This is a genomic window from Stagnihabitans sp., assembly GCF_964946895.1.
This window is the reverse complement of record NZ_CBBQHX010000017.1, coordinates 60895-84474: the sequence shown is the minus strand read 5'-3', so window position 1 is coordinate 84474 and position 23580 is coordinate 60895. Positions and strand designations below refer to the sequence as shown.

Here is a 23580-nt window from a genome sequence, read left to right as displayed (position 1 = left end):
GGAAGGTCAGAGATGGAAGGGGGGCACAGTGACGCGGCGGCCCAGGGTGAGGGCATCCGCGACATGGGTCATGGGGGCGAGGTCGACTTCGGACGTCCCTTGGGCCACAAGTTCGGCCATCCGGGCATAAAGCGCCGGATATTCGCCCATGATCGAATTCTCGCCCGCCACCTCGCGCCCGTCAATCTCCAGCCGGTTTCCGCCCATCCGCAAGGCAAGGTGGCCCGCCGTGGTTTCGATATCGATGTCCCAGGTCTGCGGGCCTTCCTGGCGCCAGTCGAAATCCGTCGTGAGATTGTCGGTAAAGCTCAGGTCGGCCGCAATCGGCGTCTGGCAGTTTTCCGGAAATGTCAGCGTCGCAGCCGTCAGATGGACCGGGGCAGGCAGGATCTCGGTCAGGATCGACAGCGCGTTGATGCCGGGGTCGAAGACACCCATGCCACCCGGTTCAAAGACCCAGTTCTGCCCCGGATGCCAGCGCCGCACATCCTCGCGCCAGGTGATATGGCCCTTGCGGACGGTCTTGTCCTTCAGCCAGGCCTTGGCCGGGGCCACCGCATAGGCCATCCGGCTGTGCCAGGTGGTGTAAAGCGTGCGCCCCAAAGACGCGGCCAACGCCTGCAACGCCTGCACCTCGGCCAGCGTGGCCCCCGGCGGCTTTTCCAGCATCACATGCCGCCCGGCCCGCAGCGCCGCCTGCGCATAGGCAAAGCGTGGCACCGGTGGCATGCACAGCGACACCACCGGCACATCGGGCCGGGCCGCAAGGAAGCTGGCGAAGTCGGTGAAGGCCTCTACCCCCTCCACCGTCCCCTTGCGGCTGACGGTGGCGGCCAAGTCCCAGTCCCGTGATGCGGCAATCGCCGGAACGTGCTGATCCAGCGCGATTTTGCCAATTCCGACGAGTGCGATTTTCATCAGTGCGAGTTCTTTCCAACCTTGGCGCCACGGAAGCCCTTGAGGAAATCAAGGTCGGCCCCGGTGTCTGCCCCCTGCACATGGTTGTGGTGCAAAAGCGCATAGCCCGATTCCGGCGGCTTGACATGGTTTTCCCATTTGGCGAGGCGTGCCGCAAGTTCCTCATCGGAAATCTCCAGATGCAGGCGGCGGTTTGGCACGTCCAGCTCGATGAAATCGCCGTTCTGAACCACGGCCAAAGGCCCACCCGCCGCCGCCTCGGGCGAGGTGTGCAGAACCACCGTGCCAAAGGCGGTGCCTGACATCCGCGCATCGGAAATCCGCACCATGTCGGTGATGCCCTTGCGCAGCACCTTGGGCGGCAGGCCCATGTTGCCGACCTCTGCCATGCCCGGATAGCCCTTGGGCCCGCAGTTCTTCAGAACCATGACGCAGGTCTCGTCGATGTCCAAAGCCTCGTCGTTGATCTTGGCCTTGTAGTCTTCGATATCCTCGAACACCACCGCACGGCCGCGGTGCGTCATCAGGGCAGGGGTCGCCGCCGAGGGCTTGAGCACGGCCCCCTTGGGCGCCAGGTTGCCCTTCACCACCACGACGCCACCCGACTGGGTCAGCGCCTTTTCGACCGGCAGGATCACGTCGTCATTGTGGTTGACCACGTCCTTGACCTGATCCCATGCCGTCTGCCCTGATACCGTCAGCGCATCCTTGTGCAGGATCCCCGCTTCACCCAGCCGCTTGATCACCACGGGCAGGCCGCCGGCGTAGAAGAATTCTTCCATCAGGTACTTGCCCGAGGGCATCAGGTTCACCACGGTCGGCACGTCGCGCCCGCAGCGGTCCCAGTCCTCCAGTGTCAGATCAATCCCGACCCGGCCGGCAATTGCCAAAAGGTGGATCACGGCATTGGTCGAACCGCCAATCGCCGCATTGGTGCGGATGGCATTCTCGAACGCTTCTTTCTTCAACACATCGGATGGCTTCAGGTCATCCTTGACCATCTGCACAATCCGCCGCCCGGTCAGCTGCGCCATCACCCGGCGACGGCTGTCGACAGCCGGAATCGCCGCATTGCCCGACAAGGCCATCCCCAAGGCCTCCGCCATCGAGGCCATCGTCGACGCCGTCCCCATCGTGTTGCACGACCCCGGAGAGCGGCTCATCGACTGCTCTGCCTCCTGGAATTCCTCGGTCGTCATGGTTCCGGCTTTCACCGCTTCCGAGAATTTCCACAGATGGGTGCCAGAGCCGACCCGTTCATTCTTGTAGTACCCATTCAGCATCGGCCCGCCGGTCACGATGATCGACGGCAGATCGGTCGAGGCCGCCGCCATCAGCAGGCTGGGCGTTGTCTTGTCGCAGCCCACCATCAGCACGCAGCCATCCATCGGCAACCCGCGCATCTGCTCTTCCACCGCCATCGCCGCAAGATTGCGGAACATCATCGCGGTCGGACGGAACGCCGATTCCGAGGTGGAGAACACCGGCACTTCCAGCGGGAACCCGCCCGCCTCATAGATCCCATGCTTCACCCGCTGCGCCAGGTCGTTCAAATGCGCGTTGCAGGGCGTCATCTCGGACCAGGTGTTGAGGATGCCAATCACCGGGCGGCCATCGAACAGATCCGGCGGAAAGCCTTGGTTCTTCATCCAGGCCCGATAGTAGATATTGTCCTTCGACGTGCCGTGAAACCACTCTTGCGAGCGCAGCTTGCGGGGCCAGGGGGCGGGGGCGAAGGTCATCTCACAGGGCTTTCACGGTTTGGGCGCCGCTTTGGGCGGGGGCAAAGGCAAGGGGGTTGGTCAGCGGCAGCCCGAAGTCCGCAGCTTCAATTTCAAAGACATCGCCGGCTTGCGTCTTGATGCCATCGGCAAAGGACAGCGTCGCCGTGCCGAAGAAATGCACATGCAGATCGCCGGGCTGGCAGAAGATGTCATACTTGAAGTGGTGATGCTCCAGATTGGCGATGGTGTGGGACATGTTCGCCTCACCCGACAGGAACGGCTTTTCCCAGATCACCGCGCCATCGCGGCGGATGCGGGATGTGCCCCGGATATCCGCTGGCAGATCGCCCACCAGAATCTCCGGCCCATAGGACGCCACCCGCAGCTTGGAATGCGCCAGCCACAGGTAATTCACCCGCTCGGTCACATGGTCCGAGAATTCATTGCCCAAAGCCCAGCCAATCCGATGCACCGTGCCATCCGGGCCCACGATATAGACACCGGCAATCTCGGGCTCCTCGCCACCATCCTCGGCAAATCCCGGCGCCAGCAAGGGCGCCCCGGGTGCCACGGCGGCAAAGCCATTGCCCTTGTAGAACCATTCCGGCTGCGCGCCCACCTCGCCCGCCGCAGGCCGGCCCGTCTCCAGCCCCATCCGGAACATCTTCATGCTGTCGGTCAGCGTCTCGGCGCCCAGCTTCACATGCATCGCATCCCGCGCTGAGGCGGAGCCCAGATGGGTCAACCCGGTCCCCGTCAGATGCAGATGCGCCGGATCCGGATGCGCCACCGGCAGCGCCAGCCGGCCTTCCGCCGCAGCCTTGGCCAGATCGACCGCCGCGCCCAACCCGCGCGCGGCCACTTCCGCCGCCAGACTGCGCCCCGCAGCAACCGCCGCCAGCGCCAACTCGTAGACCGAACCCGCGCCGGTCACGACCCGGGCCTCGGCCCCCTCACGCGCCACCACAAGGGTCCCGTCCGGACCCCTCACCTGTGATAGATGCATCGCGTTCCTCCCTGAATATGCTTCGTGTGACCGGCCTGCGACAAGTTGCCCCTGTCCTTGGTTGCCGCACAGTTGCAATGCATTCGCATATCCGTCAAATGATGATTAAGTATGAAAACATGTCGTGATCGGTATGCTGCACCCACATAGCTCGGACACCCTGCTGCGCAAGGGCCTCAAACTCAGCCACCTGCGTCTTCTGGCGGCTTTGGCCGAGGCGGAACAACTCACCCAGGCTGCCGCCATCATCGGCATCACCCAACCCGCCGCCTCCCGCCTGATCGCCGAAATCGAGCGCATCATCGGCGCCCCGGTTCACGAACGCACCGGCCGCGGCATTGGCCTGACCGCCCTGGGCCGCGCCCTGTCCCTGCGCGCCCAACGCATCAGGCTGGAACTGGATGACGCCGCCCGGGACCTTGCCGAAATCGCCGTCGGCGGCGTCGGCGATGTGCGCATCGGCGCCGTCTCGGGTCCCGCCCTCGACCGGGTCCTGCCCGCCCTGCAAAGCGAACGCCTGCTGCACCCCAATGTCTCGGTCGAGGTTGACGTCTCCCCCTCTGACATCCTGTGCGAACACCTGCTCGCCGGCCGTCTCGATTTCGCCGTGGGCCGCCTGCCCGAAGGTCCCCGGGCCGAGCCCCTGACCTTCCTGCCCATCGCGACCGAGCCCGTCGTGCTGATCGCCCGCCGCGGCCACCCTCTGCTCCGCAGCGCCATTCCCCTGCAAGCGGCTGAAACCCTCGCCTACGACTGGGTCATGCCCGGCCCCGACTCGCTCCTCACCCGCAGCGTGATCGCCCGCCTGCAAGCCCTTGGCCTGCCGCGCCCGACCCAGCGGCTCCTCACCGCCTCGTTTCTGCTCACGATCGCCGTCCTGCAAAAGTCCGACGCCATCGCCGCCGTCTCCCGCGCCAGCGCGGAGCAATTTACCACCGGCGACGGCGCCGCCTTCGACCTGCTGCCCGTGGACCTTGCCATCGAAGTGGAACCCTTCGGCCTGATCACCCGTGAGCGCGTCTCCCTCACCCCCGCGTCGCAACGCCTCGCCGACCTGATCCTGAACGCCGACCGCTGAAGCCCCCCCGGCCCCCCCTTTCATTTGTTCATAAATATCCCACGGGGAGCGCGAGGGGTGTGAAACCCCTCGCTCTTTTGGCGTGGAGCGCGAGGGGTGTGAAACCCCCCGCTGTTGGACGTGGAGCGCGAGGGGAGACCCCCCGCCTCCATCGCCAGCTACCGGAACCGTGCGGGGGACAGCTGCGCCACCAAGTCTGCGTCAATCTCCGGCGTCCGTCCCAACACCAGATCCGCCACCAGTTGACTGGCCGCTGGCGAGGATTGGAAGCCATAACCGCCTTGTCCCGCCACCCACACAAAGCTCGCCTCCCCGGGGTCCCGCCCGATCACCAAAGACCGATCGGGAGAGAAGGTCCGCAGCCCCGCCCAGGACGTGATCAACCGCGTCACAGGCTCCGTCACCATCTCCTCATAGCGCGCCAGCCCCTCGGCCAGCACCATGTCATCGGCCCAGGCGTCATGCGGCTCCATCGGATGTTCCTCGGCCGGCGAGACGATCAGCGCCCCAGCGTCCGGCTTGGCATACCACGTCTCGCCACAGCCAAAGATCATCGGCCATTTTGACACGTCATGCCCCCCCGGTGCCGGGATCCGCGCCATCGAGCGGCGGTTGGGCTGAAAGCCGATCGGCGTCACGCCCGCCAGCTTCGCCACCTCATCCACCCAAGCCCCCGCCGCGTTGATCAGCAGGCGCGCCGTAATCTCGGTCCCGCCCGCTGTCACCCGCCAACCGCCCGCGATCTTCTCAATCGCCGTAACCTTCGCCCCCAGCCGATACTCCGCCCCATGGGCCTTGGCCGTCCGCGCAAAGCCCTGCAACAGCAGATCGGTGTCAATGTCCCAGGCATGCTCCGCCCAGGCTGCAAAGGCCACCTTGCCGGGGTTCAGGATCGGCACCATTGCCACCGCTTCCGCGACCGAAATGCCGTCGACCCCCAGCGCCTTGGCCTCGGCGGCGAACTCCTCCGCCTGATCCGCCTTGCCCAGCACCATCAAGCCGCGCGGGCTCAGCACCCCCTCCGCCGCGCGGAAATAATCGCCCGAGGCCATCGACAACCCCACCACCGGCGGCAGTCCATAGCGCGGCTCATACAACGCCGCCGACCGCCCCGAGGCATGATGCGCCAAGGCCGTCTCGGCTTCCACCAGCACCACCTTGCCCTGCGGCGCCAATCGGGCCGAAGCGGACACGCCCGCGATACCACCGCCAATGATCAGGAAATCCGCATCCATCGAAGCCTCCGTTTTTCCGAAGTTTTCCATGGTTTGATCAAATGCACAAGGCGCTTGACGCCGCAGTGTATACATGGAAATGTATATACATCATAGCGCACAGATAGCTTCTTCATGGACCCGCACAGATCGCTTCTGCCCCTGCTGTCAGACCCCACCAGGCTCGACATCATCGCTGCCCTGAAGCAGGGGGAGGCGTCGGTTACCCAGATCACCCAATCGGTCGGCATCGCGCAGTCCGGCGTGTCGCGCCATCTTGCGATCCTGCATCAGGCCGGCGTGGTCAACGTCCGCGCGCAAGGCCAGCGCCGCCTCTACGCGCTCAACCCCGAACCCTTTCAAAGTCTGGAGGCCTGGCTGGCTGGCTTCCACAGCCTTTGGTCCGCGCGGCTTGACCGCTTGGCCGGGGCCCTCACCGATCGCCAGTTGAAAGGCCCCCGCAATGACTGATGCCCCCGTCGTGATCGAACGCCTGTACCGCGCGCCGCTTGCCGATCTCTGGTCGCTCTGGACCACGCCCGCTGGGGTGGAAAGCTGGTGGGGCCCGCCCGGCTTCGCCGTCACCGTCCAGCAGATGGACCTGACCCCCGGCGGCCTCTTGCGCTACACGATGACCGCCCAGGCGCCCGACATGGTGGCCTTCATGCAGGCCAACGGCATGCCCACCGCCACACCCTGTCAGGCGATCTACGACAGCATCACCCCGATGACGCGCCTGACCTACCGCAACCTTGTCGATTTCGTTCCCGGCCACGCCCCCTATTACACTGCCATGGCCGTCGATTTCGAACCGCAGGGGGATGCCGTCCTCCTCCGCCTCAGCTTCGATGCAATGCACGACGCGGTGTGGAGCGCGCGCCAACGCATGGGCTGGGAGCAAGAGCTTGGCAAACTGGCCGCCGCCTTGGGGCAGGGGGGGTAATACCCCCTCCGCCATGCCCCATGCCCATATCTCGCGCGAAGGGTGCCAACGGCGTGCCGCTGCCCCGGAAGGCGCAGGCAAGCAGCCCGGTCGCAAAGCCGTTGCAGATGCCGCCCAAGGCCCCAAGACCTGCCATCGCTCGGACCGGCATGCCCCTGCCGCCCAAATGAAAAGGCCCGCGCAAGGGCGGGCCTTTCCCAAACTCAAGCCAAAATCACGAGGCGCTTTCAACGCCCTTGACGAACCAGTCCAGCGTCGCCAGATCGGCGTCCTTCATCACTTCGCCATCCTTGACCCGCAGCTTGCCGTCCTGGTCATAGATCGGCCCGGTGAAGACATTGAACGACCCGTCCTTGTAGCCCGCCTGCACCTTGTCGGCTTCGGCAGCAGCGTCCTTCGTCACGTCCTTGGAATAGGGCGAGATGACGACGGTGCCTTCCTTGAAGCCATCCCACGTGTCGATCGACTTCCACGACCCATCCAGAACCGCCTTGACGCGGCTGATGTAGTAGGGGCCCCAGATGTCTTCGATCGCGGTCAGGTGCGCATTCGGCGCGAAGGACGACATGTCGGCGCCTTGGCCGAAGCCATGCAGACCCTTCTGCTCCAGGATCTGCAGCGGGCCGGGGCTGTCGGTGTGGGTCGTGACAATGTCGCAGCCCAGGTTGATCAGCGTCTCGGTCGCAGCGGCTTCCTTCGGCGGGTCGAACCAGCTGTCGATCAGCACCAGCTTGACCTTGGCATCCTTGTTCTGGCGCTGCGCCGACAGCGCGAACGAATTCACGCCCAACACGACTTCCGGCACCTTGTAAGAGCCCAGATAGCCCAGCACGCCCGACTTCGACATCTTGCCGGCGATGGTGCCCAGAACGGCACGGCCCTCGTGGAACTTCGAGTTGTAGGTCGCCACGTTGTCGGCGCGCTTGAAGCCCGTGCAATGTTCGAACTTCACGTCCGGGAACTCGCCAGCCACCTGGATCGTCTGGTCCATGTAGCCGTAAGAGGTCGTGAAGATCAGCTTGCAGCCCTGTTGCGCCAGATCGCGGATCTGCGGAATGGCCGAGGCGTCTTCCGCGACGTTCTCGACATAGATCGTCTCGACCTTGTCGCCCAGTTCGGTCTCGATCGCCTCACGGCCCTTGTTGTGCGCCCAGGTCCAGCCGTAGTCGCCGATCGGGCCAAGGAAGATGAAGCCGACTTTTAGTTTGTCTTCAGCCAGCACGGGCGAGGCCAAAGTGGCCATCGTGGCGGCACCTGCCCCCTTGAACAGCGTGCGGCGGGAAATCTTGGTCATCAGACTCTCCTGTTGGTTTCTTGTTTGGGTTGAGGATGGAAAGGGTTGCCCGTCATGTCAGGTCGACGGCAGGAAGGGTTTGCCAAGGCAGGCCGGGGCATTGGCCCCCGCCGTTCCACGCGACGAGATGAAGGAAAGCGCAACCACGGTCATGGCGTAGGGCATAGCGGCCCAGAATTGGCTGGGCAAGAATGAGAAGCCGGATGCCTTCGCATAAAGCTCCAATGCCATCAGTATGCCGAAAAAATAGGCACCCGCCAAGAGCCGCCCGGTCCGCCAGCCGGCGAAAACCACCAGCGCCAGCGCGATCCAGCCGCGGCCCGCCGTCATCTTCTCGGCCCACATCGGCGTGATCACCATGCTGAAGTAGCAGCCGCCGATCCCGGCCATGGCACCGCCGAAGGCAATCGCCGCATAGCGCACCTTGACCACCGAATAGCCGATCGAATGCGCCGACAGGTCATTTTCCCCTACCGCCCGCAAGATCAGCCCGGCCCGCGTCGATTTCAGGAACCACGCCGTCAGCGGGATCATCAGGATGGCAAAATAGACAATCGGCGAATAGCCGAAGATCACCTGGGCATATTCGCCCTTGGCCAGCGCATCGGGAAACACGCTCAGGAACGGTGCCACGATCCGCCCGGTGAACGACAGCCCCAACAGCGAGGACAGACCGGTGCCAAAGATCGTCAGCGCCAGCCCGGTCGCCACCTGGTTCGAGTTCAGCTGCAAGACCAGCACGGCAAACAGCATGCTCACCGCCGCCCCGCCCGCCGCCGCCCCCAGCACACCCAGCCAGGGGTTGAAGGTGTAAACCGTCACGGCAAAGCCCGAAATGGCGCCGGTCAGCATCATCCCCTCGACGCCAAGGTTCAGCACGCCCGACTTTTCCACCACCAGCTCGCCCAGGGCCGCCAGCAGGATCGGCGTGGTCAGCCCCACCACCGTGATGATCGCCGCGATGACGAAATCAATGCTCATCTCAGACACTCGCTGCTTTGGAGGAGGGGATCACCCGCACGCGGTAGCGCACCAGAATGTCACTCGCCAGAATGAAGAACAGCATCATCGCCTGAAAGATGCCCGCCGTAGAGTTCGGAATATGGACAGAGGTCTGCGCCATCTGCCCGCCGACATAGGTCACCGCCAGCACGATCCCGGCAATCAGGCAGCCAATCGGGTTCAAGCGGCCCAGGAAGGCCACGATGATCGCGGTGAAGCCGTAGCCCGAGGGGAAGCCAAGGTCGATCTTGTGCATCACCCCGGCAAATTCCAGCGACCCCGCCAGCCCTGCCATAGCCCCGCCAATCACCAGCGTCGCCCAGATCGTCCGCCGGCTGTCAAACCCGCCATGCCGCGCGGCGGTGGGCGAAGACCCGACCACCCGCACCTGATAGCCAAACTCCGACCGCGACATGATCACCCAGAATACGAAGGGCAGGATCAGCGCGACCAGAACGCCCAGATGCACGGTCGAGCCCGGCCAGACCGGCAGCGTCTGGCTGTCAATCAGCGGTGCCGTGGCCGGGAAGTTCCGCCCGTTGGGGTCTTTCCAAGGGCCCCCCACCAGATAGCCCAGCACCTGCAAGGCGACGTAGGTCAGCATCAGGCTCGACAGGATTTCATTCACGTTGAACCTTGTCCGCAGCCACGCCGGGATCACGGCCCAGGCCCCGCCGCCAACAATGCCCGCCAGAACCATCAACAGGATCACGAAGAACCCGCCGTTTTGCCCAAAGGCAATCCCGACGCCCGCACTGCACAGCGCGCCGATGACATACTGCCCCTCGGCCCCGATGTTCCAGACCTGCGCCCGATTGCCCATCGACAGCCCCAGCGCGATGATGATCAGCGGCGCCGCTTTCAGCGCCACATCCTGCCATTTGTAGCTGGCCAGGATCGGCGACAGGAAGATATCCACCACCGCCTTGAACCCCTTGATCCCGATCAGATCGAACACCACGATCCCGATGATCATCGTCAGCAGCACCGAGGCGACAGGCGTCACCACCAGCATCGCCATGCTCGGCTCGCGCCGCTTCTCCAGCTTAATGCGCATGCGCGGTCTCCCCGACCTGAGTCTCCCCGACCTGAGTCTCGCCGACCTGAGGTTCGCCGTGAATGCCGCCCATCAGCAGGCCAATCTCGTCAATCTTCGCCTCAGACACCTTCATCGGCTTGGACAACCGCCCGCCATTGATCACCGCCAGCGTGTCGCACAGGCTGAGAAGCTCATCCAGATCCTGCGAGATCACCACAATCGCAGACCCCGTCGCGGCCAGATCCACCAAAGCCTGATGGATCGCCGCAGCCGCACCCGCATCCACGCCCCATGTCGGCTGGCTGACCACCAGAACCTGCGGCTTTTGCAGGATCTCCCGCCCCATGATGTATTTCTGCAAATTCCCGCCCGACAGGCTTTCGGCCATGGCCCCCGGCCCGGTGGCCTTGACGGCAAAGGCCTCGATCACCTCACCGGCATAGGTCCGCGCGGCCTTGGGGTCAATCAGACCCGCCCGCACCATCCCCAACCGATCCCGCGCCGTCAAAATCGCATTGTCCGCCAAGCTGAAGATCGGCACCGCCGCATGGCCGTTCCGCTCTTCGGGCACCGAGGCGACACCCTTCGAACGCCGATCCCGCGCATGCATCCGGCCCACCTCGACCCCATCCACCGTCACGGCCGCGTGGTCCAGATTGGGCTCTTCCCCCGACAGGGCCAGCAACAGCGCGTTCTGCCCATTGCCTGCCACTCCGGCGACGCCGAAAATCTCTCCGGCCCGCACCGTAAAGGTGATCTCCTTCAACGCGGTCCCGAACGGCCCGTCGGCGGCAAGGTGCAGGTTCTGCACCACCAGCTTGTCCCCCCCGAACCCGCGCGAGGCGCCACGCTGGATGTCTTTCAGACTGCCGCCGATCATCTTCTCGGCCATCGACCGGCTGGTCTCCACCTTCGGATCACAGGTATCCACCAGCTTGCCGCCCCGCAAGATCGTCGCCGTGTCGCACAACGCTTTGATCTCATGCAGCTTGTGGCTGATATACAGGATCGAACACCCCTCGCTCGCCAGCTTGCGCAAGACGACGAACAACTGCTCCACCTCCTGCGGCGTCAAGACGCTGGTCGGCTCGTCCATGATCAACAGGCTGGGGTTCAGCAGCAACGCCCGCACAATCTCGATCCGCTGCCGCTCGCCCACCGACAAGGTGGACACAATCCGGTGCGGCTCCAGCTTCAGGCCGTACTGGCTCATCACCGCCGTGATCCGCCCCTCCAGCTCGCGCTGCGGGATCTTGCCGTCCATGCCCAGGGCGATATTCTCCAGCACCGTCATCGCCTCGAACAGGGAAAAGTGCTGAAACACCATCCCGATCCCCAGCTTGCGCGCCGCCTTCGGATTGGCCACCGTGATGCGCTGGCCGTTCCAGCGGATCTCGCCCTCGTCGGGCTGCATGATCCCGTAGATCATCTTGACCAGCGTCGATTTTCCCGCGCCATTCTCGCCCAGCAGCGCATGGATCTCCCCGGGCTTGACCGAGAAGCCCACATGGTCATTGGCCAGTACGCCCGGAAAGCGCTTGGTGATGCCCGTCAACTGCAGGCGAGGTGTGTCAGTCAAGGCGGCCATCGGCGCTCCGTTCATCGTTGCGGGCTCCGGAAGTGATGACCTCGGACCGTGGTTCTGTATATGTGGCCAGAATTTGAAGCAGCTTCAAATTTCAGCAGCGAACGTCGGGCAGGGTGAAGCCCATGCCCTCGTTTCGCGCCCAAACGCCGCGAATATCCCACGTTTACCCCCAGTTTCCCGGTTCCGACCGTCTTGCGCAGCCGTTTTCCAGATCAAAAGCTAGACCGGAACCTCTGGCGGAAACAAGGGATTCCCTCTGCGCGAAGGGATAGCTTGCACAAGTTCCGGGCAGTTGCCCCGCAATCGGGCAAACCGCCAGACCCGCCGCCCTTGCCAGCGGCCGCATTCCCGGCAACTCTGCCGCAACCCCACGATCGGAGCCGCCCATGCCTCTCGACCACGAAGCCCTCCTCCGCCGCGCCATCGACGAAAGCCGCAAAGCCCGCGAGGCCGGCAACCATCCCTTCGCCTGCATCCTCGTCGGCCCCGATGGCGAGGTCCTGATGACCCAGCACAACGCCTACATGCCCCTTCACGACATGACCGGCCACGCCGAACGCGTCCTGATGACCCGCGCCTCCACCACCTATCCGCCGGCGCTTTTGAAGGACTGCACGATCTACACCTCCGCCGAGCCCTGCGCCATGTGCGCCGGCGCCATCTACTGGACCGGCCTGAAGCGCGTGGTCTACGGCCTGACCGAAAAGGCGCTGAAAGGCATTACCGGCGACCACCCCGAAAACCCCACGCTGGACCTGCCCTGCGAAGTCGTCTTCGCCGCAGGCCAAAGGAAGGTCGAGGTGATCGGCCCGATGCTGGAAGCCGAAGCGGCCGCCGTCCACGAGGGCGCCTGGGGCTGACAAGGCCGGGCCGCGCAAACTTGCGCGGCCCGGCGCGCGGCGGCCCCGGCTGGGGGGCTTGCGCAGCCCCCCAGACCCCCCTGCGGAGTATTTCTCAAGGAGCAAATGAAAGAGCCGCTTGCCCTTGCTCCTTGCCAAATACGCCCGCCGGAGGCGTCCGACCGCGGGCGTTATCGGTAGGCTGGGTGATTTCACGCACCGCTCCGGGATAATCCAGATCAATCAAACCCTTGCGCGGCGATCTTCACATCGGAAGGGTTTTCGCCGCGTCTGATTCGGATAATCATGGTTAACGACCGCTTCCCACCCCGTGCGTAGAGACAGAAGGAAGACAGAAAGAAGACGCGCGGAAGACCGCCATTTTCGCCGAAAACCCAAGGATTAATCCAGCGTCCGCAAGGGCTTAGTAGTCCGGCGCAAAGCCCGAGGCGGCGTCCACTTCGCCCGGTCTTCCCTCCAGGAACAACTGCCCCACCCGGGCCGGGGTCCGGGCAATGACCTTTCCCCGCCGGATCACAGCCAGCTTGACCGCCTTCAGCCGCAAGGCCTCTGCCGGGTCCCGCGCCTGCAGCAGCACCAGATCGGCGTTGCAGCCCACCGCCAGCCCATAGCCCTCCAGCCCCATGGTCTTGGCCGAATTCACCGTAAGCGCCTGAAAGATCGCAGCTTTTTCGTCCAGGGATGCCATCTGCGCCACATGGATCGCCATATGCCCGACCTCCAGCATGTCGCCAGAGCCCATCGAGTACCACGGGTCCATCACGCAATCATGCCCGAAGGAGACGTTCAGCCCCGCGGCCATCAATTCGCGGACCCGCGTCATGCCGCGCCGCTTGGGGTAAGTGTCATGGCGCCCCTGAAGCATGATGTTTATCAGAGGGTTAGGGATCACGTTCATCCGCGCTTCCGCAATCAGCGGGATCAGTTTGGACACATAATAGTTGTCCATCGAATGCATCGAGGTCAGGTGCGAGCCCGCAACCCGGCCCTGCAAGCCAAACCGCACCGTCTCAGCCGCCAGGGTTTCCACATGCCGCGACATCGGATCGTCGGTTTCGTCACAATGCATGTCGACCGGCAGGCCCCGATCGGCCGCAATCCGGCACAAAGCCTCGACCGAGGCGCGGCCTTCCTCCATCGTCCGTTCAAAATGCGGGATGCCGCCGACGATATCGACCCCCATATCCAGTGCCCGGTTCAGCGAGGACACACCATCCTTGGCCCGGTAGTAGCCGTCCTGCGGGAAGGCCACCAGTTGCAGGTCCAGATAGGGCGCCACCCGCCGCTTGACCTCCAGCATCGCCTCCACCGTCACCAGACGCGGGTCAGAGGTGTCGACATGGGTCCGCACCGCCAGCAACCCCTGGCTCACCGCCAGATCGCAGTATTTCAGCGCGCGGGAGACAAGAGCATCTACGGTGAGTGTCGGCCGAAGCTCTCCCCACAAGCTGATGCCCTCCAGAAGCGTCCCAGAGCGGTTCATCCGTGGCAGACCCAGCGACAGGGTCGCGTCCATGTGGAAGTGCGGGTCGATGAAGGGCGGGGTCACAAGGCGGCCGGTGGCGTCGATCTCTTCGCGGGCCTGCGCCTCGACCTTGGGGGCGATCTCCTTGATCTTGCTGCCGGAAATGGCAATGTCGAGGCCCTTGCGGCCATCGGGCAGGTTGGCTTGGCGCAGGATCAGGTCAAACATGGGGGCCTCTTGGTTTTGGCGAACTCTGGGCGGACGGGCCGGCCCCGTCAAGCAGGGATTTCAGGCCCAAAAGCCCGGGAAAGCTGAGGTTGCAGGTTGAGAAATCCTATAAAATCAGGGATTTGGACTCCACGGGGGGCCGAACCGCCCGATGGGGTGGGCACGCGCTGCAGGCGGGCGGGTGTTCAGGGCCTGCGCCTTGGCGATGCGCCGGTTTGCCCGTCATGATCGGATGTGCGGCCAATCGGTGACAGGACGATGCCTTCGTCACCGGCGCTGCGGCGGATGGGCCACGCACCGGATGCCAGCGGCCGGTTTGGCACGGTCAGAACCCCTCCGGTGCCGCAAAGGTGTTCGCCCTGCCACAGGTGGCAGGTTGCGTGCGGGGCGCGTGTGATGTGAAACTTCGGCATCCCGGAACACGTCGCGGGCTAGTGGCGTATCGGTTCCGGCCATGGGGGTGAATGTGAAACGGGTCCTGCGCGTTGGGGCAATCTTTCATCTGGCGGTGGTGGCGATCGCCGTGGTGCTGTTGAACGCCGTGATCCTGCGCATCCTGCTGTTGCAGCCAGCGCCGGGTCCGGGGCTGGCGGGCTTGGCCGAGGGGGGCCTGCTGCTCAACAGCCCGGTGATCTTCGTGGCAATTCTCAACAGTGTCATAGGGTTGGTCCGGCGCGACTGGACCTCGACCGGCGCACTTCTGGGCTGGTCAATTTCGCTGGCGGTGTTCTGGCCGGTGCTTTTGGCGCTGTGGTCGCTGGGATCGGTGCAGATGTGAACCACCTTGGGCTACAGCGTCAGCGCCGCAGGCGTGGCAGGCTGGTGCTGCAGGAATGCGGTCGCCACGCCAAGGGCGATGGCCTGCGGGTGTTTTCCCAAGCGCGGGTCCCCGATCGGGCAGGTGATCCGTGCGATGCTGTGCGGGGTGTGACCAAGGGCTGACAGACGGCTGCGGAAGCGGGCCCATTTGGTGGCGCTGCCAATCAGGCCACATTGCAAAAAGCCATGGTTCAGCAGGCGATGACACAGTTCCAGATCCAGAACGTGGGAAAATGTCAGGATCAGATGCTCGGCCTTTTTGGGTGCCAGTGACACGGCCTGGGCGGGATCGGGCACGGGCAGCATCTGCACGCCGGGCGGCAGGGGCTGTGGGAAGCGGTCCGGGGCGATGTCGATCCAGGTGATCTGCAGGTCCGGCAACGGCGCCATGACCGCCGCGATCGCCCGACCGACATGGCCCGCACCCCAAAGCCAGAGCTGTCGGGTGGGGGTCGCAACCGGCTCGATCAGCCAGCCTTGCAGAAGCTGTGTGGCAGGACGCGTGCCCTGATTGCGGGCCGTCGCCAGCAGGCGTTTGACCGCCAGGGGCATGGCACAGCCGTCAAGGCTGCGCGCAAAGACAGACAGGTTCGGCGCGGCGGGCAGGGTGGCTGCGTCAAAGACCTCGGTCACCAGCGTCACGGCGCCGCCGCAGCATTGGCCCAGGGCGGGGCCAAGCGCGATGCGGGCAACCGCGGTGGCCTGGCCTTGGGTCCGGGCGGCGAGGGTGGCCTGATGTTCCAGCGCGCCGCCGCCGATGGTGCCGGATTGGCCGGTCGCCCAGACCAGCATCGCGGCGCCGGTTTCACGCGGCGCAGAGCCGTCATGACCGGCGATCACCACCCGGGCGACCCTGCCATGGCGCCGGACGGCCTCGGTCAGGGCGTCAAGGTCAAACATCGCGCACCTGGCCCACGGCCATCAGCACCCGTTCGGCGGTGGCCGGCGCGTTCAGCGCCGGATAAGCCGAACCGCAGGCCGCAACCGCATGCGACAGCGCGAAGAAGGCCGACATGCCCAGGTTGAAAGGCGGCTCGCCCACGGCTTTCGACTTGCCCACGGTGTCCTCTGGGTTCGGATCGGTCCACAGCGCCACGTTGAACACCGCCGGGCGGTCCGTGACGGCGGGGATCTTGTAGGTCGAGGGCGCGTGGGTGCTCAGCCGTCCCTTCGCATCCCAGACCAGTTCCTCGGTCGTCAGCCAGCCCGCACCCTGAACATAGGCCCCCTCGACCTGACCCACATCCAGCGCCGGATTCAGCGAATTGCCGCAGTCATGCAGGATGTCGGCCCGCAGGATGCGGTTTTCGCCGGTCAGGGTGTCGATCACGACTTCGGTCACGGCTGCGCCATAGGCGAAGTACAAGAAGGGGCGGCCCTGGCCCCGGACGCGGTCCCAGTTGATCTTGGGGGTCGCGTAAAAGCCAGTCGAGGACAGCGAAACCCGCGCCTGATAGGCCCAGTTCACCACGCGGGCGAAGTCATAGCTTTCCCCCGCCACGCGCACCATGCCATCCTTGAAGCGCACGGTGTCCGGTTTGACCTGATGCTTTTCGGCGATGAAGGCCGCGATGCGGTCGCGGATCGTCAGGGCGGCGCTTTCGGCCGCCTTGCCGTTCAGGTCAGACCCCGAAGACGCCGCGGTGGCCGAGGTGTTGGGCACCTTGGCGGTATCGGCTGCGGTGATCTGAACCTGCGCCGCGGTCAGGCCGAAGACCTGCGCCGTCACCTGCGCGACCTTCTGGTTCAGGCCCTGACCCATCTCGGTGCCGCCGTGGTTCACGATGACAGAGCCGTCCTGATAGACATGCACCAGCGCGCCGGCCTGATTGAGGAAGGTCAGCGTGAAAGAGATGCCGAATTTGACCGGCGAGATGGCGATGCCCTTCTTCAGAACGGGCGAGGTGGCATTGTAGGCCGCGATCGCCGCCTTGCGCGCCTCGTAGTCCGAGGATTTGATCAGGGTGGTCAGGATCTTGTCGGTGATCGAATCCTCAACCTCCATCCCGTAGGGCGTGGTTTGCGGCACGGCCCCCATCGGCGCGTAAAGGTTGCGCTGCATCACCTCGACCGGGTCAAGGCCCAGGGTATGGGCAAGGTGGTCAATCACCCGCTCGATCCCGATGATGCCTTGCGGGCCGCCGAAGCCGCGATAGGCGGTGGCCGAGCAGGTGTTGGTCTTCAGCCGGTGCGATTCAATCCGGATGTTGGGGATCCAGTAGCAGTTGTCGGCGTGCAGCATGGCGCGGTCGGCAACCGCCAGCGAAAGATCCTGGCTCCAGCCGCAGCGGATCAGGTGCTGGAAGTCGACAGCGATCAGCCGCCCCTGCGCATCGGCCCCCGCGCGGTAACGGATCTTCAGATCGTGGCGCTTGCCGGTAATGACCATGTCGTCATCGCGGTCATAGCGCATCTTGCAGGGCCGTCCCGTGGCCCGAGCCGCCAGCGCGCAGGCGACGGCAAGCGCGTTGCCCTGGCTTTCCTTGCCGCCAAACCCGCCGCCCATGCGCCGCATCTCGACCCGAACGGCCGACATGGGCAGGTGCAGAGCATGGGCGACTTTGTGTTGAATTTCCGTCGGATGCTGGGTCGAGGACAGGATGTGCATGCCATCTTCCAGCGGGATGGCGGCTGCAATCTGGCCTTCCAGGTAGAAATGCTCCTGACCGCCCACCTCGAATTCGCCTTCGACCACGGTGGCGGCGTCCGCCATCCGCGCCACATCGCCGCGCGTCCACAGGATCGGGCCCTGTTCGAACCGGGAATTGGCGGCAAGCGCCTGTTCCACCGTCAGAAGGGCAGGCAGGTCGCGGTAGGTGACCTTGGCCAGACGCGCGGCCTTGCGGGCCTGCAGATGGGTTTCCGCCACCACAAGGAAGATGGCCTGCCCGGCGAAATGCACGGTGCCGGTCGCCAGCAGCGGCTCGTCGTGGACGGTGGGAGAGGTGTCCGGCATGTCGGGCAAATCCTCTGCCGACAGGACAAGAACCACGCCGGGGGCCTGCCGCACCGCGCTCAGATCCAGCGACAGGATCTCGGCATGGGCCTGCGTCGACAGGCCGAAGGCCAGGTGCAGCGCATGGCCGGGCAGGGGGGCGTCATCGACATACCGGGCGGCGCCGGTGACGTGCAGCGGCGCGGAATCGTGGGGCAGGGGGGAACCGATGGTCATGGCTGCACCTCCAGCACGTTGACGGGAACGCCGTTCAGGTCGTGGAAATAGCGGGTCAGCAGGTTCTGCGCCGTCAGGAGCCGGTAGTCGGACGAGGCGCGCATGTCGGTCAGCGGCTGGAAATCCTTGGCGAAAGCCGGGCGGGCACCGGCGATGGTCGCCTCGGCCCAGGGCTGGCCGATCAGCGCTGCCTCGACCGCTGCGGCGCGCTTGGGAATGCCAGCCATGCCGCCAAAGGCGATGCGGGCGCCGGTGATGATGCCGTCCTCCACCCGCAGGTTGAAACAGCCCAGAACGGCAGAGATATCCTGATCGAAGCGCTTGGAGATCTTGTAGCAGCGCAAGGCCGGGGCGGCGTCGGGAATGGACAGGCCCGCGACGAACTCTGACGGGCGGCGGTCCTGCTTGCGGTAGTCGAGGAAAAAGCTTTCCAGCGGGATCGAGCGCAGCTCGTCCCCCCGGCGCAGGTGCAGCGTGCAGCCCATGGCGATCAGCGCGGGCGGGCCGTCGCCGATCGGAGAGCCGTTGGCGATGTTGCCGCCGATGGTGGCGGCGTTGCGCACCTGGGTGGAGGCATAGCGGCGCAACAGGGCCGCGAAGGACGGATGATGCGGGGCCAGCGCCTTGCGCAGGGTTTCCACCGTCACACCGGCCCCGATGTGGAACTGCGCGCCCTGACGCTCGATCTGCTGCAGGTCGGTCACGGCGTTCAGGAAGGCCACCGGGGACAGGGTCCGCAACTGTTTGGTGACCCACAGGCCGACATCGGTGGCCCCGGCGATCAGGGTGGCGTCGGGGTTGGCCAGATACCAGTCGGCGAGGGCATCGCTGCTGGTGGGCCGGAAGATGGGGGGGCTGCTTGCCCCCCCAACCCCCTCGCCAAGGGGGCTTTCCGCCCCCTTGGAGTCCCCCGAGGATATTTCTGCAAATGCGAAAGGGGCAGAAAGCCACGCGGGCACCGGTGCGCGCTCGGCGGCCTGGGCCGCGCGCAGGATCGGGGCGTAGCCGGTGCAGCGGCACAGGTTGCCGGCCAGCGTGGTGTCATGGTCGGTGTCGCCGTTCAGATGGGCCGTGGCCATCGAGACGACAAAGCCCGGCGTACAAAAGCCGCACTGGCTGCCATGGTGGGCCACCATCGCCTCTTGCACCGGATGCGGCTGGCCTTGCGGGCCGGTCAATCCTTCGACCGTGCGGACCGATTTGCCATCCAGTTGCGGCAGGAAAAGGATGCAGGAATTCAGGGCCTTGGCCCCGGTGGTGTCCGTGACCATCACGGTGCAAGCCCCGCAGTCGCCCTCGTTGCAGCCCTCTTTCGTACCTTTCAGCCCTGCCGTCTCGCGCAGGTAATCCAAGAGGGTCTGGGTGGGGTTCACGTCAGAGAGGCGAACGGGGGTTCCGTTCAGAAGAAACGCAACCTGAGCCATGGTCTGTCCTGCCGCTGTCACTGCCTTCGGTCCACCCCCCGATGCGGCGGAAAGGGGCGGCGCTTTGCCGCGATTGAACGGGACGCACGGCGCGCTGTCCAGTGTTTCCTTGCGGGCGGGGGCGAAAGGTCTTTCAGGGGCTTGCGAAGAATGGCGGAAATCGGGCGAAAGGGGTTTTGCCGGGGCGCGGGGCTGGATAGGGTCGGGCCATGACCCAGCCTCGATTCATCCATCTGCGCGTGCACACCGAACACTCCCTTCTGGAAGGGGCGGTTCCGGTGAAGAAACTGATCAAGCTGGCCAAGGCGGCAGAAATGCCGGCGGTGGCTGTGACCGACACCAACAACATGTTCGCCGCGCTGGAGTTTTCCGTCAGCGCCCTGGGCGAGGGCGTGCAGCCGATCGTGGGCTGTCAGGTCTCGGTCGCCTATGAGGTGGCCGCTCCGGGTGAAAAGGTGAAGCCCGCCGCTCCCGTCGTGCTGCTGGCGCAAAGCGAGGCCGGTTATCTGAACCTGATGAAGCTGAACTCGTGCCTGTACATCGACAAGGGCGGCGCGCTGCCGCAGGTGACGCTGGAAGACCTTGAAGCGCATGCGGCGGGGCTGATCTGCCTGACCGGGGGGGCCGACGGTCCCTTGGGGCGGACCGTGCTGGCCGGACATCTGCCCAAGGCCCGGGCCTTGCTGGAGCGTTTGGCGCGGGCCTATCCGCAGCGGCTTTATGTGGAACTGCAGCGCCATCCCGGCGAGGGCGGGGCCCTGCCCGAGGGCGAGGCGGCCTCGGAAGCCGTGATGGTGGACCTGGCCTATGATCTGGGCCTGCCCTTGGTCGCCACCAACGATGTCTACTTTCCGAAAGCCGACATGTATCTGGCGCATGACGCGATGATCTGCATCGCCGAAGGCGCCTATGTCGACCAAAGCCAGCCACGCCGGCGCCTGACCGCGCAGCATTACTTCAAGTCGGAAGCCGAGATGGCGACCCTGTTCGCCGATCTGCCCGAAGCTTTGGACAACACCGTCGAAATCGCCCGACGCTGCGCCTTTGCCACGTACAAGCGCAAGCCGATCCTGCCGAAATTCGCCGATGACGAGGTGGAGGAGTTGCGCCGTCAGGCTTGGGAAGGCCTGAAGAACCGGCTGGCCGTGATCCCGCATGCCGTGCCGGTGGAGGAGTATGAGGCCCGGCTGACCTTTGAACTCTCGATCATCGAGAAGATGGGCTTCCCGGGCTACTTCCTGATCGTGGCCGATTTCATCAAATGGGCCAAGCTGCAGGATATTCCGGTGGGTCCGGGCCGCGGTTCGGGCGCCGGGTCTCTGGTCGCCTATGCGCTGACCATCACCGACCTTGACCCCATGCGCTATGCCTTGCTGTTCGAACGCTTCCTGAACCCCGAACGCGTTTCGATGCCTGACTTCGACATCGACTTCTGCATGGACCGCCGGGAAGAGGTGATCCAGTACGTCCAGAAGAAATATGGCCGCGAGAAGGTGGCGCAGATCATCACCTTCGGGGCGCTGCTGTCCAAGGCCGCCGTGCGCGATGTCGGCCGGGTGCTGCAGATGTCTTACGGGCAGGTCGACCGGCTGTCGAAGATGATCCCGCTGGAAGGGGTCAAGCCCGTCAGCATCACCAAGGCTTTGGCCGACGAGCCGCGCCTGCGCGAGGCGGCGAAAGAGGAGGTCGTGGCGCGGCTTCTGGGCTTTGCCGAGCAGATCGAGGGGCTCTATCGCAACGCCAGCACCCACGCCGCCGGGGTGGTGATCGGCGACCGGCCGCTGGACGAACTGGTGCCCTTGTATCAGGATCCGCGGTCCGACATGCCGGCCACCCAGTTCAACATGAAGTGGGTGGAAGCGGCGGGGCTGGTGAAGTTCGACTTTCTGGGTCTGAAGACCCTGACGGTGATCCAGAACTGCATGCAGCTTCTGGGCCTGCGCGGCATCCAGTTCGACATCAACCTGATCCCGCTGGACGACAAGCCGTCCTATGACCTCTATGCCTCGGCCAAGACGGTTGCGGTGTTCCAGGTCGAAAGCAGCGGCATGATGGATGCGCTGCGGCGCATGAAGCCGACCTGCATCGAGGATATCGTGGCCTTGGTCGCCCTGTACCGCCCCGGCCCGATGGAGAATATTCCGACCTATTGCGAGGTGAAGAACGGCCTGAAGGATCTGGAATCGATCCACCCGACGATTGATCACATCCTGAAGGAAACCCAAGGCATCATCGTCTATCAGGAACAGGTGATGCAGATCGCTCAGGTGATGGGCGGGTATTCCCTGGGCGGGGCTGACCTGCTGCGCCGGGCGATGGGCAAGAAGATCGCCGAAGAGATGGCCAAAGAGCGGCCCAAGTTCATCGAGGGGGCGTTCAAGACCCATGGCGTGAACAAGGAAAAGGCCGGCGAAGTCTTTGACCTTCTGGAGAAGTTCGCCAACTATGGCTTCAACAAATCCCACGCGGCGGCCTATGCGGTGGTGTCGTACCAGACCGCTTACCTGAAAGCGAATTACCCCTGCGAATTCATGGCCGCCGTGATGAACTGCGACCTTCACCTGACCGACAAGCTCGCCGTCTACAAGCGAGAGGTCGACAAGCTGGGCATCAAGACCATTGCCCCCTCGGTCAATGCCTCGCTGGCCAAGTTCACCGTGCGCGAGGGTCAGGTGATCTATGCGCTGGGCGCGCTGAAGGGAGTCGGCGTCGAGGCGATGGAGCTGATCGTGCGCGGCCGCATGACGGACCGGGGCGAGCGTCCTTTTGCCACGCTGTTCGACGTGGCGCGCCGGGTCGACCTGAAGCGGGTCGGCAAACGCCCGCTGGAAATGCTGGCCCGCGCCGGGGCCTTTGACGAACTGGACGCCAACCGCGCCCGGGTCTTTGAAGCGCTGGACCCGCTGGTGGCCTATTCCGCCGCGATCCACGAGGCCAAGGCCTCCAACCAGGTCTCGCTCTTTGGCGACAGTGGGTCGGACATTCCCGAACCCCGCCTGCCGTTCCGCGATGACTGGCTGCCGATTGAACGGCTCGCCCAGGAACATCAGGCGATCGGCTTTTATCTTTCGGGCCATCCGCTGGATGACTACATGTCCGCCCTCAAACGCAAGGATGTGAAGACCCTGACCGAGATCACGGCTTTGGCCGAACGCGGGCCCCTCGTGGCCAAGATCGCCGGATCGGTCTCGGCCAAGCAGGAAAGGAAGTCGGCCAAGGGCAACCGCTTCGCCTTCGTCAGCCTGTCAGACCCGACCGGGCTTTATGAAGTGACCGTGTTCTCCGACACGCTGGAAGCGGCACGCGACAATCTGGAGCCGGGGATGAACGTCGTCCTGACGGTCGAGGCCAATCTGGAAGGCGACACGCTGAAACTGCTGGCCCGTGCCGCGCAGCCGATTGATCAGGTGGCCGCCGATGCCGGCGCCCAGGCGATCCGCGTGCACCTGAACCGGGCCGAGGCGATCCCCTCCCTCGCCGCCCTCCTCGCGAAAGTGGAGGGCCGCAACAAGGCGCAGATCACCCTCTGCGTGCCCGATGATCAGGGCCGCGAGATTGACCTGACCCTGCCGCAGCCCTACCCGCTGACCCCGCAGATCCGCGGGGCGATCAAGGCGATGAGCGGGGTGGTGATGGTCGAGGAAGTCTGACGGGGAAGTCTGACGGGGAAGTCTGGCGGGCCGACGCGCCTCAGGCTGCCCCTGCCAAATTGAGCGCCTTGCGGCGCATTCCTTTGATCTCGCCTCTGGCGCAAGCGCCAACCGGCTCGGTTGGGCCTCCGTCGGGCGTATGTGCCAGGGCGCACA

General features: G+C 64.8%; 18 protein-coding genes. 6 read left to right on the top strand and 12 right to left on the bottom strand.

Annotation, left to right across the window (positions count from 1 at the left end; translation table 11 throughout):
• Window positions 1-6 precede the first annotated feature (6 nt).
• Genes AC1Y2B_RS12895 through araD1 form a run of 3 tightly spaced genes read right to left on the bottom strand, consistent with a single transcriptional unit; the run spans window position 7 to window position 3648 of the window.
• Window positions 7-918: a Gfo/Idh/MocA family protein gene (locus tag AC1Y2B_RS12895; RefSeq protein ID WP_482253503.1), complete on the bottom strand. Its 912-nt coding sequence runs from the start codon at window positions 916-918 to the stop codon at window positions 7-9.
• Entirely contained in the window at window positions 918-2660 is a 1743-nt protein-coding gene (gene araD / locus AC1Y2B_RS12890; RefSeq protein WP_482253502.1) for an L-arabinonate dehydratase, read from the bottom strand. The genes AC1Y2B_RS12895 and araD overlap by 1 nt, the downstream gene beginning before the upstream one ends.
• 1 nt (window position 2661) lies before the next feature.
• Window positions 2662-3648, bottom strand: a complete 987-nt coding sequence (gene araD1 / locus AC1Y2B_RS12885; protein ID WP_482253501.1) for an AraD1 family protein — start codon at window positions 3646-3648, stop codon at window positions 2662-2664.
• A 133-nt stretch (window positions 3649-3781) separates the two neighbouring features.
• Here araD1 and AC1Y2B_RS12880 point away from each other — a divergent pair, with 133 nt between their 5' ends.
• On the top strand, window positions 3782-4726 hold the full coding sequence (locus tag AC1Y2B_RS12880; protein ID WP_482253510.1) for a LysR family transcriptional regulator: 945 nt from the start codon (window positions 3782-3784) through the stop codon (window positions 4724-4726).
• A gap of 158 nt (window positions 4727-4884) precedes the next feature.
• Here AC1Y2B_RS12880 and AC1Y2B_RS12875 read toward each other — a convergent pair whose 3' ends face one another.
• Window positions 4885-5961, bottom strand: a complete 1077-nt coding sequence (locus AC1Y2B_RS12875; protein ID WP_482253500.1) for an NAD(P)/FAD-dependent oxidoreductase — start codon at window positions 5959-5961, stop codon at window positions 4885-4887.
• Window positions 5962-6075: 114 nt separating this feature from the next.
• On the opposite strand from AC1Y2B_RS12875, the gene AC1Y2B_RS12870 reads away from it, so the two are divergent.
• Both AC1Y2B_RS12870 and AC1Y2B_RS12865 read left to right on the top strand, forming a co-directional pair.
• Complete coding sequence (locus AC1Y2B_RS12870; protein ID WP_482253499.1) at window positions 6076-6411, top strand: ArsR/SmtB family transcription factor; 336 nt, start codon at window positions 6076-6078, stop codon at window positions 6409-6411.
• Window positions 6404-6883: an SRPBCC family protein gene (locus AC1Y2B_RS12865; RefSeq protein WP_482253498.1), complete on the top strand. Its 480-nt coding sequence runs from the start codon at window positions 6404-6406 to the stop codon at window positions 6881-6883. Before AC1Y2B_RS12870 ends, AC1Y2B_RS12865 begins: the two co-directional genes overlap by 8 nt.
• Window positions 6884-7097: 214 nt before the next feature.
• On the opposite strand, the gene AC1Y2B_RS12860 is transcribed toward AC1Y2B_RS12865, so the two are convergent.
• From AC1Y2B_RS12860 to AC1Y2B_RS12845, 4 genes are read right to left on the bottom strand one after another with little or no spacing between them, the layout of a single operon-like run.
• A complete protein-coding gene (locus AC1Y2B_RS12860) occupies window positions 7098-8177 on the bottom strand; it encodes a BMP family ABC transporter substrate-binding protein (protein ID WP_482253497.1) in 1080 nt (359 codons plus the stop codon).
• A 57-nt stretch (window positions 8178-8234) separates the two neighbouring features.
• The gene (locus AC1Y2B_RS12855) at window positions 8235-9158 is read right to left on the bottom strand and encodes an ABC transporter permease (protein WP_482253496.1); all 924 of its coding nucleotides are present in this window, start codon (window positions 9156-9158) and stop codon (window positions 8235-8237) included.
• A 1-nt stretch (window position 9159) separates the two neighbouring features.
• Window positions 9160-10236 (bottom strand): ABC transporter permease, encoded by a 1077-nt coding sequence (locus AC1Y2B_RS12850; RefSeq protein ID WP_482253495.1) that lies wholly within the window; start codon window positions 10234-10236, stop codon window positions 9160-9162.
• Complete coding sequence (locus tag AC1Y2B_RS12845; RefSeq protein ID WP_482253494.1) at window positions 10226-11806, bottom strand: ABC transporter ATP-binding protein; 1581 nt, start codon at window positions 11804-11806, stop codon at window positions 10226-10228. The genes AC1Y2B_RS12850 and AC1Y2B_RS12845 overlap by 11 nt, the downstream gene beginning before the upstream one ends.
• 386 nt (window positions 11807-12192) lie before the next feature.
• Between AC1Y2B_RS12845 and AC1Y2B_RS12840 the strand changes: the two genes are divergently transcribed.
• On the top strand, window positions 12193-12666 hold the full coding sequence (locus AC1Y2B_RS12840; RefSeq protein WP_482253493.1) for a nucleoside deaminase: 474 nt from the start codon (window positions 12193-12195) through the stop codon (window positions 12664-12666).
• A 403-nt stretch (window positions 12667-13069) separates the two neighbouring features.
• Here AC1Y2B_RS12840 and AC1Y2B_RS12835 read toward each other — a convergent pair whose 3' ends face one another.
• Complete coding sequence (locus AC1Y2B_RS12835) at window positions 13070-14359, bottom strand: amidohydrolase family protein (protein ID WP_482253492.1); 1290 nt, start codon at window positions 14357-14359, stop codon at window positions 13070-13072.
• Window positions 14360-14825: 466 nt separating this feature from the next.
• Between AC1Y2B_RS12835 and AC1Y2B_RS12830 the strand changes: the two genes are divergently transcribed.
• A complete protein-coding gene (locus tag AC1Y2B_RS12830) occupies window positions 14826-15137 on the top strand; it encodes a hypothetical protein (RefSeq protein ID WP_482253491.1) in 312 nt (103 codons plus the stop codon).
• A gap of 11 nt (window positions 15138-15148) precedes the next feature.
• Here the strand turns inward: AC1Y2B_RS12830 and xdhC are convergent, their stop codons facing one another.
• From xdhC to xdhA, 3 genes are read right to left on the bottom strand one after another with little or no spacing between them, the layout of a single operon-like run.
• Window positions 15149-16078: a xanthine dehydrogenase accessory protein XdhC gene (gene xdhC, locus AC1Y2B_RS12825; protein WP_482253490.1), complete on the bottom strand. Its 930-nt coding sequence runs from the start codon at window positions 16076-16078 to the stop codon at window positions 15149-15151.
• Window positions 16071-18350 carry a xanthine dehydrogenase molybdopterin binding subunit gene (gene xdhB, locus AC1Y2B_RS12820; protein WP_482253489.1) on the bottom strand — a complete coding sequence of 760 codons (2280 nt, stop codon included), beginning with the start codon at window positions 18348-18350 and terminating at the stop codon, window positions 16071-16073. The genes xdhC and xdhB overlap by 8 nt, the downstream gene beginning before the upstream one ends.
• Window positions 18347-19774 carry a xanthine dehydrogenase small subunit gene (gene xdhA, locus AC1Y2B_RS12815; protein WP_482253488.1) on the bottom strand — a complete coding sequence of 476 codons (1428 nt, stop codon included), beginning with the start codon at window positions 19772-19774 and terminating at the stop codon, window positions 18347-18349. Before xdhA ends, xdhB begins: the two co-directional genes overlap by 4 nt.
• 209 nt (window positions 19775-19983) lie before the next feature.
• Between xdhA and dnaE the strand changes: the two genes are divergently transcribed.
• Window positions 19984-23424: a DNA polymerase III subunit alpha gene (gene dnaE, locus AC1Y2B_RS12810; protein WP_482253487.1), complete on the top strand. Its 3441-nt coding sequence runs from the start codon at window positions 19984-19986 to the stop codon at window positions 23422-23424.
• Window positions 23425-23580: the final 156 nt, after the last annotated feature.

Excerpts from the sequence above, each read along its gene's own strand:
- araD (WP_482253502.1), bottom strand. The coding sequence starts at position 2,660 with ATGACCTTCGCCCCCGCCCCCTGGCCCCGCAAGCTGCGCTCGCAAGAG.
- xdhC (WP_482253490.1), bottom strand. The coding sequence starts at position 16,078 with ATGTTTGACCTTGACGCCCTGACCGAGGCCGTCCGGCGCCATGGCAGG.
- dnaE (WP_482253487.1), top strand. The coding sequence starts at position 19,984 with ATGACCCAGCCTCGATTCATCCATCTGCGCGTGCACACCGAACACTCC.
- xdhB (WP_482253489.1), bottom strand. The coding sequence starts at position 18,350 with ATGACCATCGGTTCCCCCCTGCCCCACGATTCCGCGCCGCTGCACGTC.
- AC1Y2B_RS12865 (WP_482253498.1), top strand. The coding sequence starts at position 6,404 with ATGACTGATGCCCCCGTCGTGATCGAACGCCTGTACCGCGCGCCGCTT.
- AC1Y2B_RS12860 (WP_482253497.1), bottom strand. The coding sequence starts at position 8,177 with ATGACCAAGATTTCCCGCCGCACGCTGTTCAAGGGGGCAGGTGCCGCC.
- AC1Y2B_RS12895 (WP_482253503.1), bottom strand. The coding sequence starts at position 918 with ATGAAAATCGCACTCGTCGGAATTGGCAAAATCGCGCTGGATCAGCAC.
- araD1 (WP_482253501.1), bottom strand. The coding sequence starts at position 3,648 with ATGCATCTATCACAGGTGAGGGGTCCGGACGGGACCCTTGTGGTGGCG.
- AC1Y2B_RS12840 (WP_482253493.1), top strand. The coding sequence starts at position 12,193 with ATGCCTCTCGACCACGAAGCCCTCCTCCGCCGCGCCATCGACGAAAGC.
- AC1Y2B_RS12855 (WP_482253496.1), bottom strand. The coding sequence starts at position 9,158 with ATGAGCATTGATTTCGTCATCGCGGCGATCATCACGGTGGTGGGGCTG.
- AC1Y2B_RS12850 (WP_482253495.1), bottom strand. The coding sequence starts at position 10,236 with ATGCGCATTAAGCTGGAGAAGCGGCGCGAGCCGAGCATGGCGATGCTG.
- xdhA (WP_482253488.1), bottom strand. The coding sequence starts at position 19,774 with ATGGCTCAGGTTGCGTTTCTTCTGAACGGAACCCCCGTTCGCCTCTCT.
- AC1Y2B_RS12835 (WP_482253492.1), bottom strand. The coding sequence starts at position 14,359 with ATGTTTGACCTGATCCTGCGCCAAGCCAACCTGCCCGATGGCCGCAAG.
- AC1Y2B_RS12875 (WP_482253500.1), bottom strand. The coding sequence starts at position 5,961 with ATGGATGCGGATTTCCTGATCATTGGCGGTGGTATCGCGGGCGTGTCC.
- AC1Y2B_RS12845 (WP_482253494.1), bottom strand. The coding sequence starts at position 11,806 with ATGGCCGCCTTGACTGACACACCTCGCCTGCAGTTGACGGGCATCACC.
- AC1Y2B_RS12870 (WP_482253499.1), top strand. The coding sequence starts at position 6,076 with ATGGACCCGCACAGATCGCTTCTGCCCCTGCTGTCAGACCCCACCAGG.
- AC1Y2B_RS12880 (WP_482253510.1), top strand. The coding sequence starts at position 3,782 with ATGCTGCACCCACATAGCTCGGACACCCTGCTGCGCAAGGGCCTCAAA.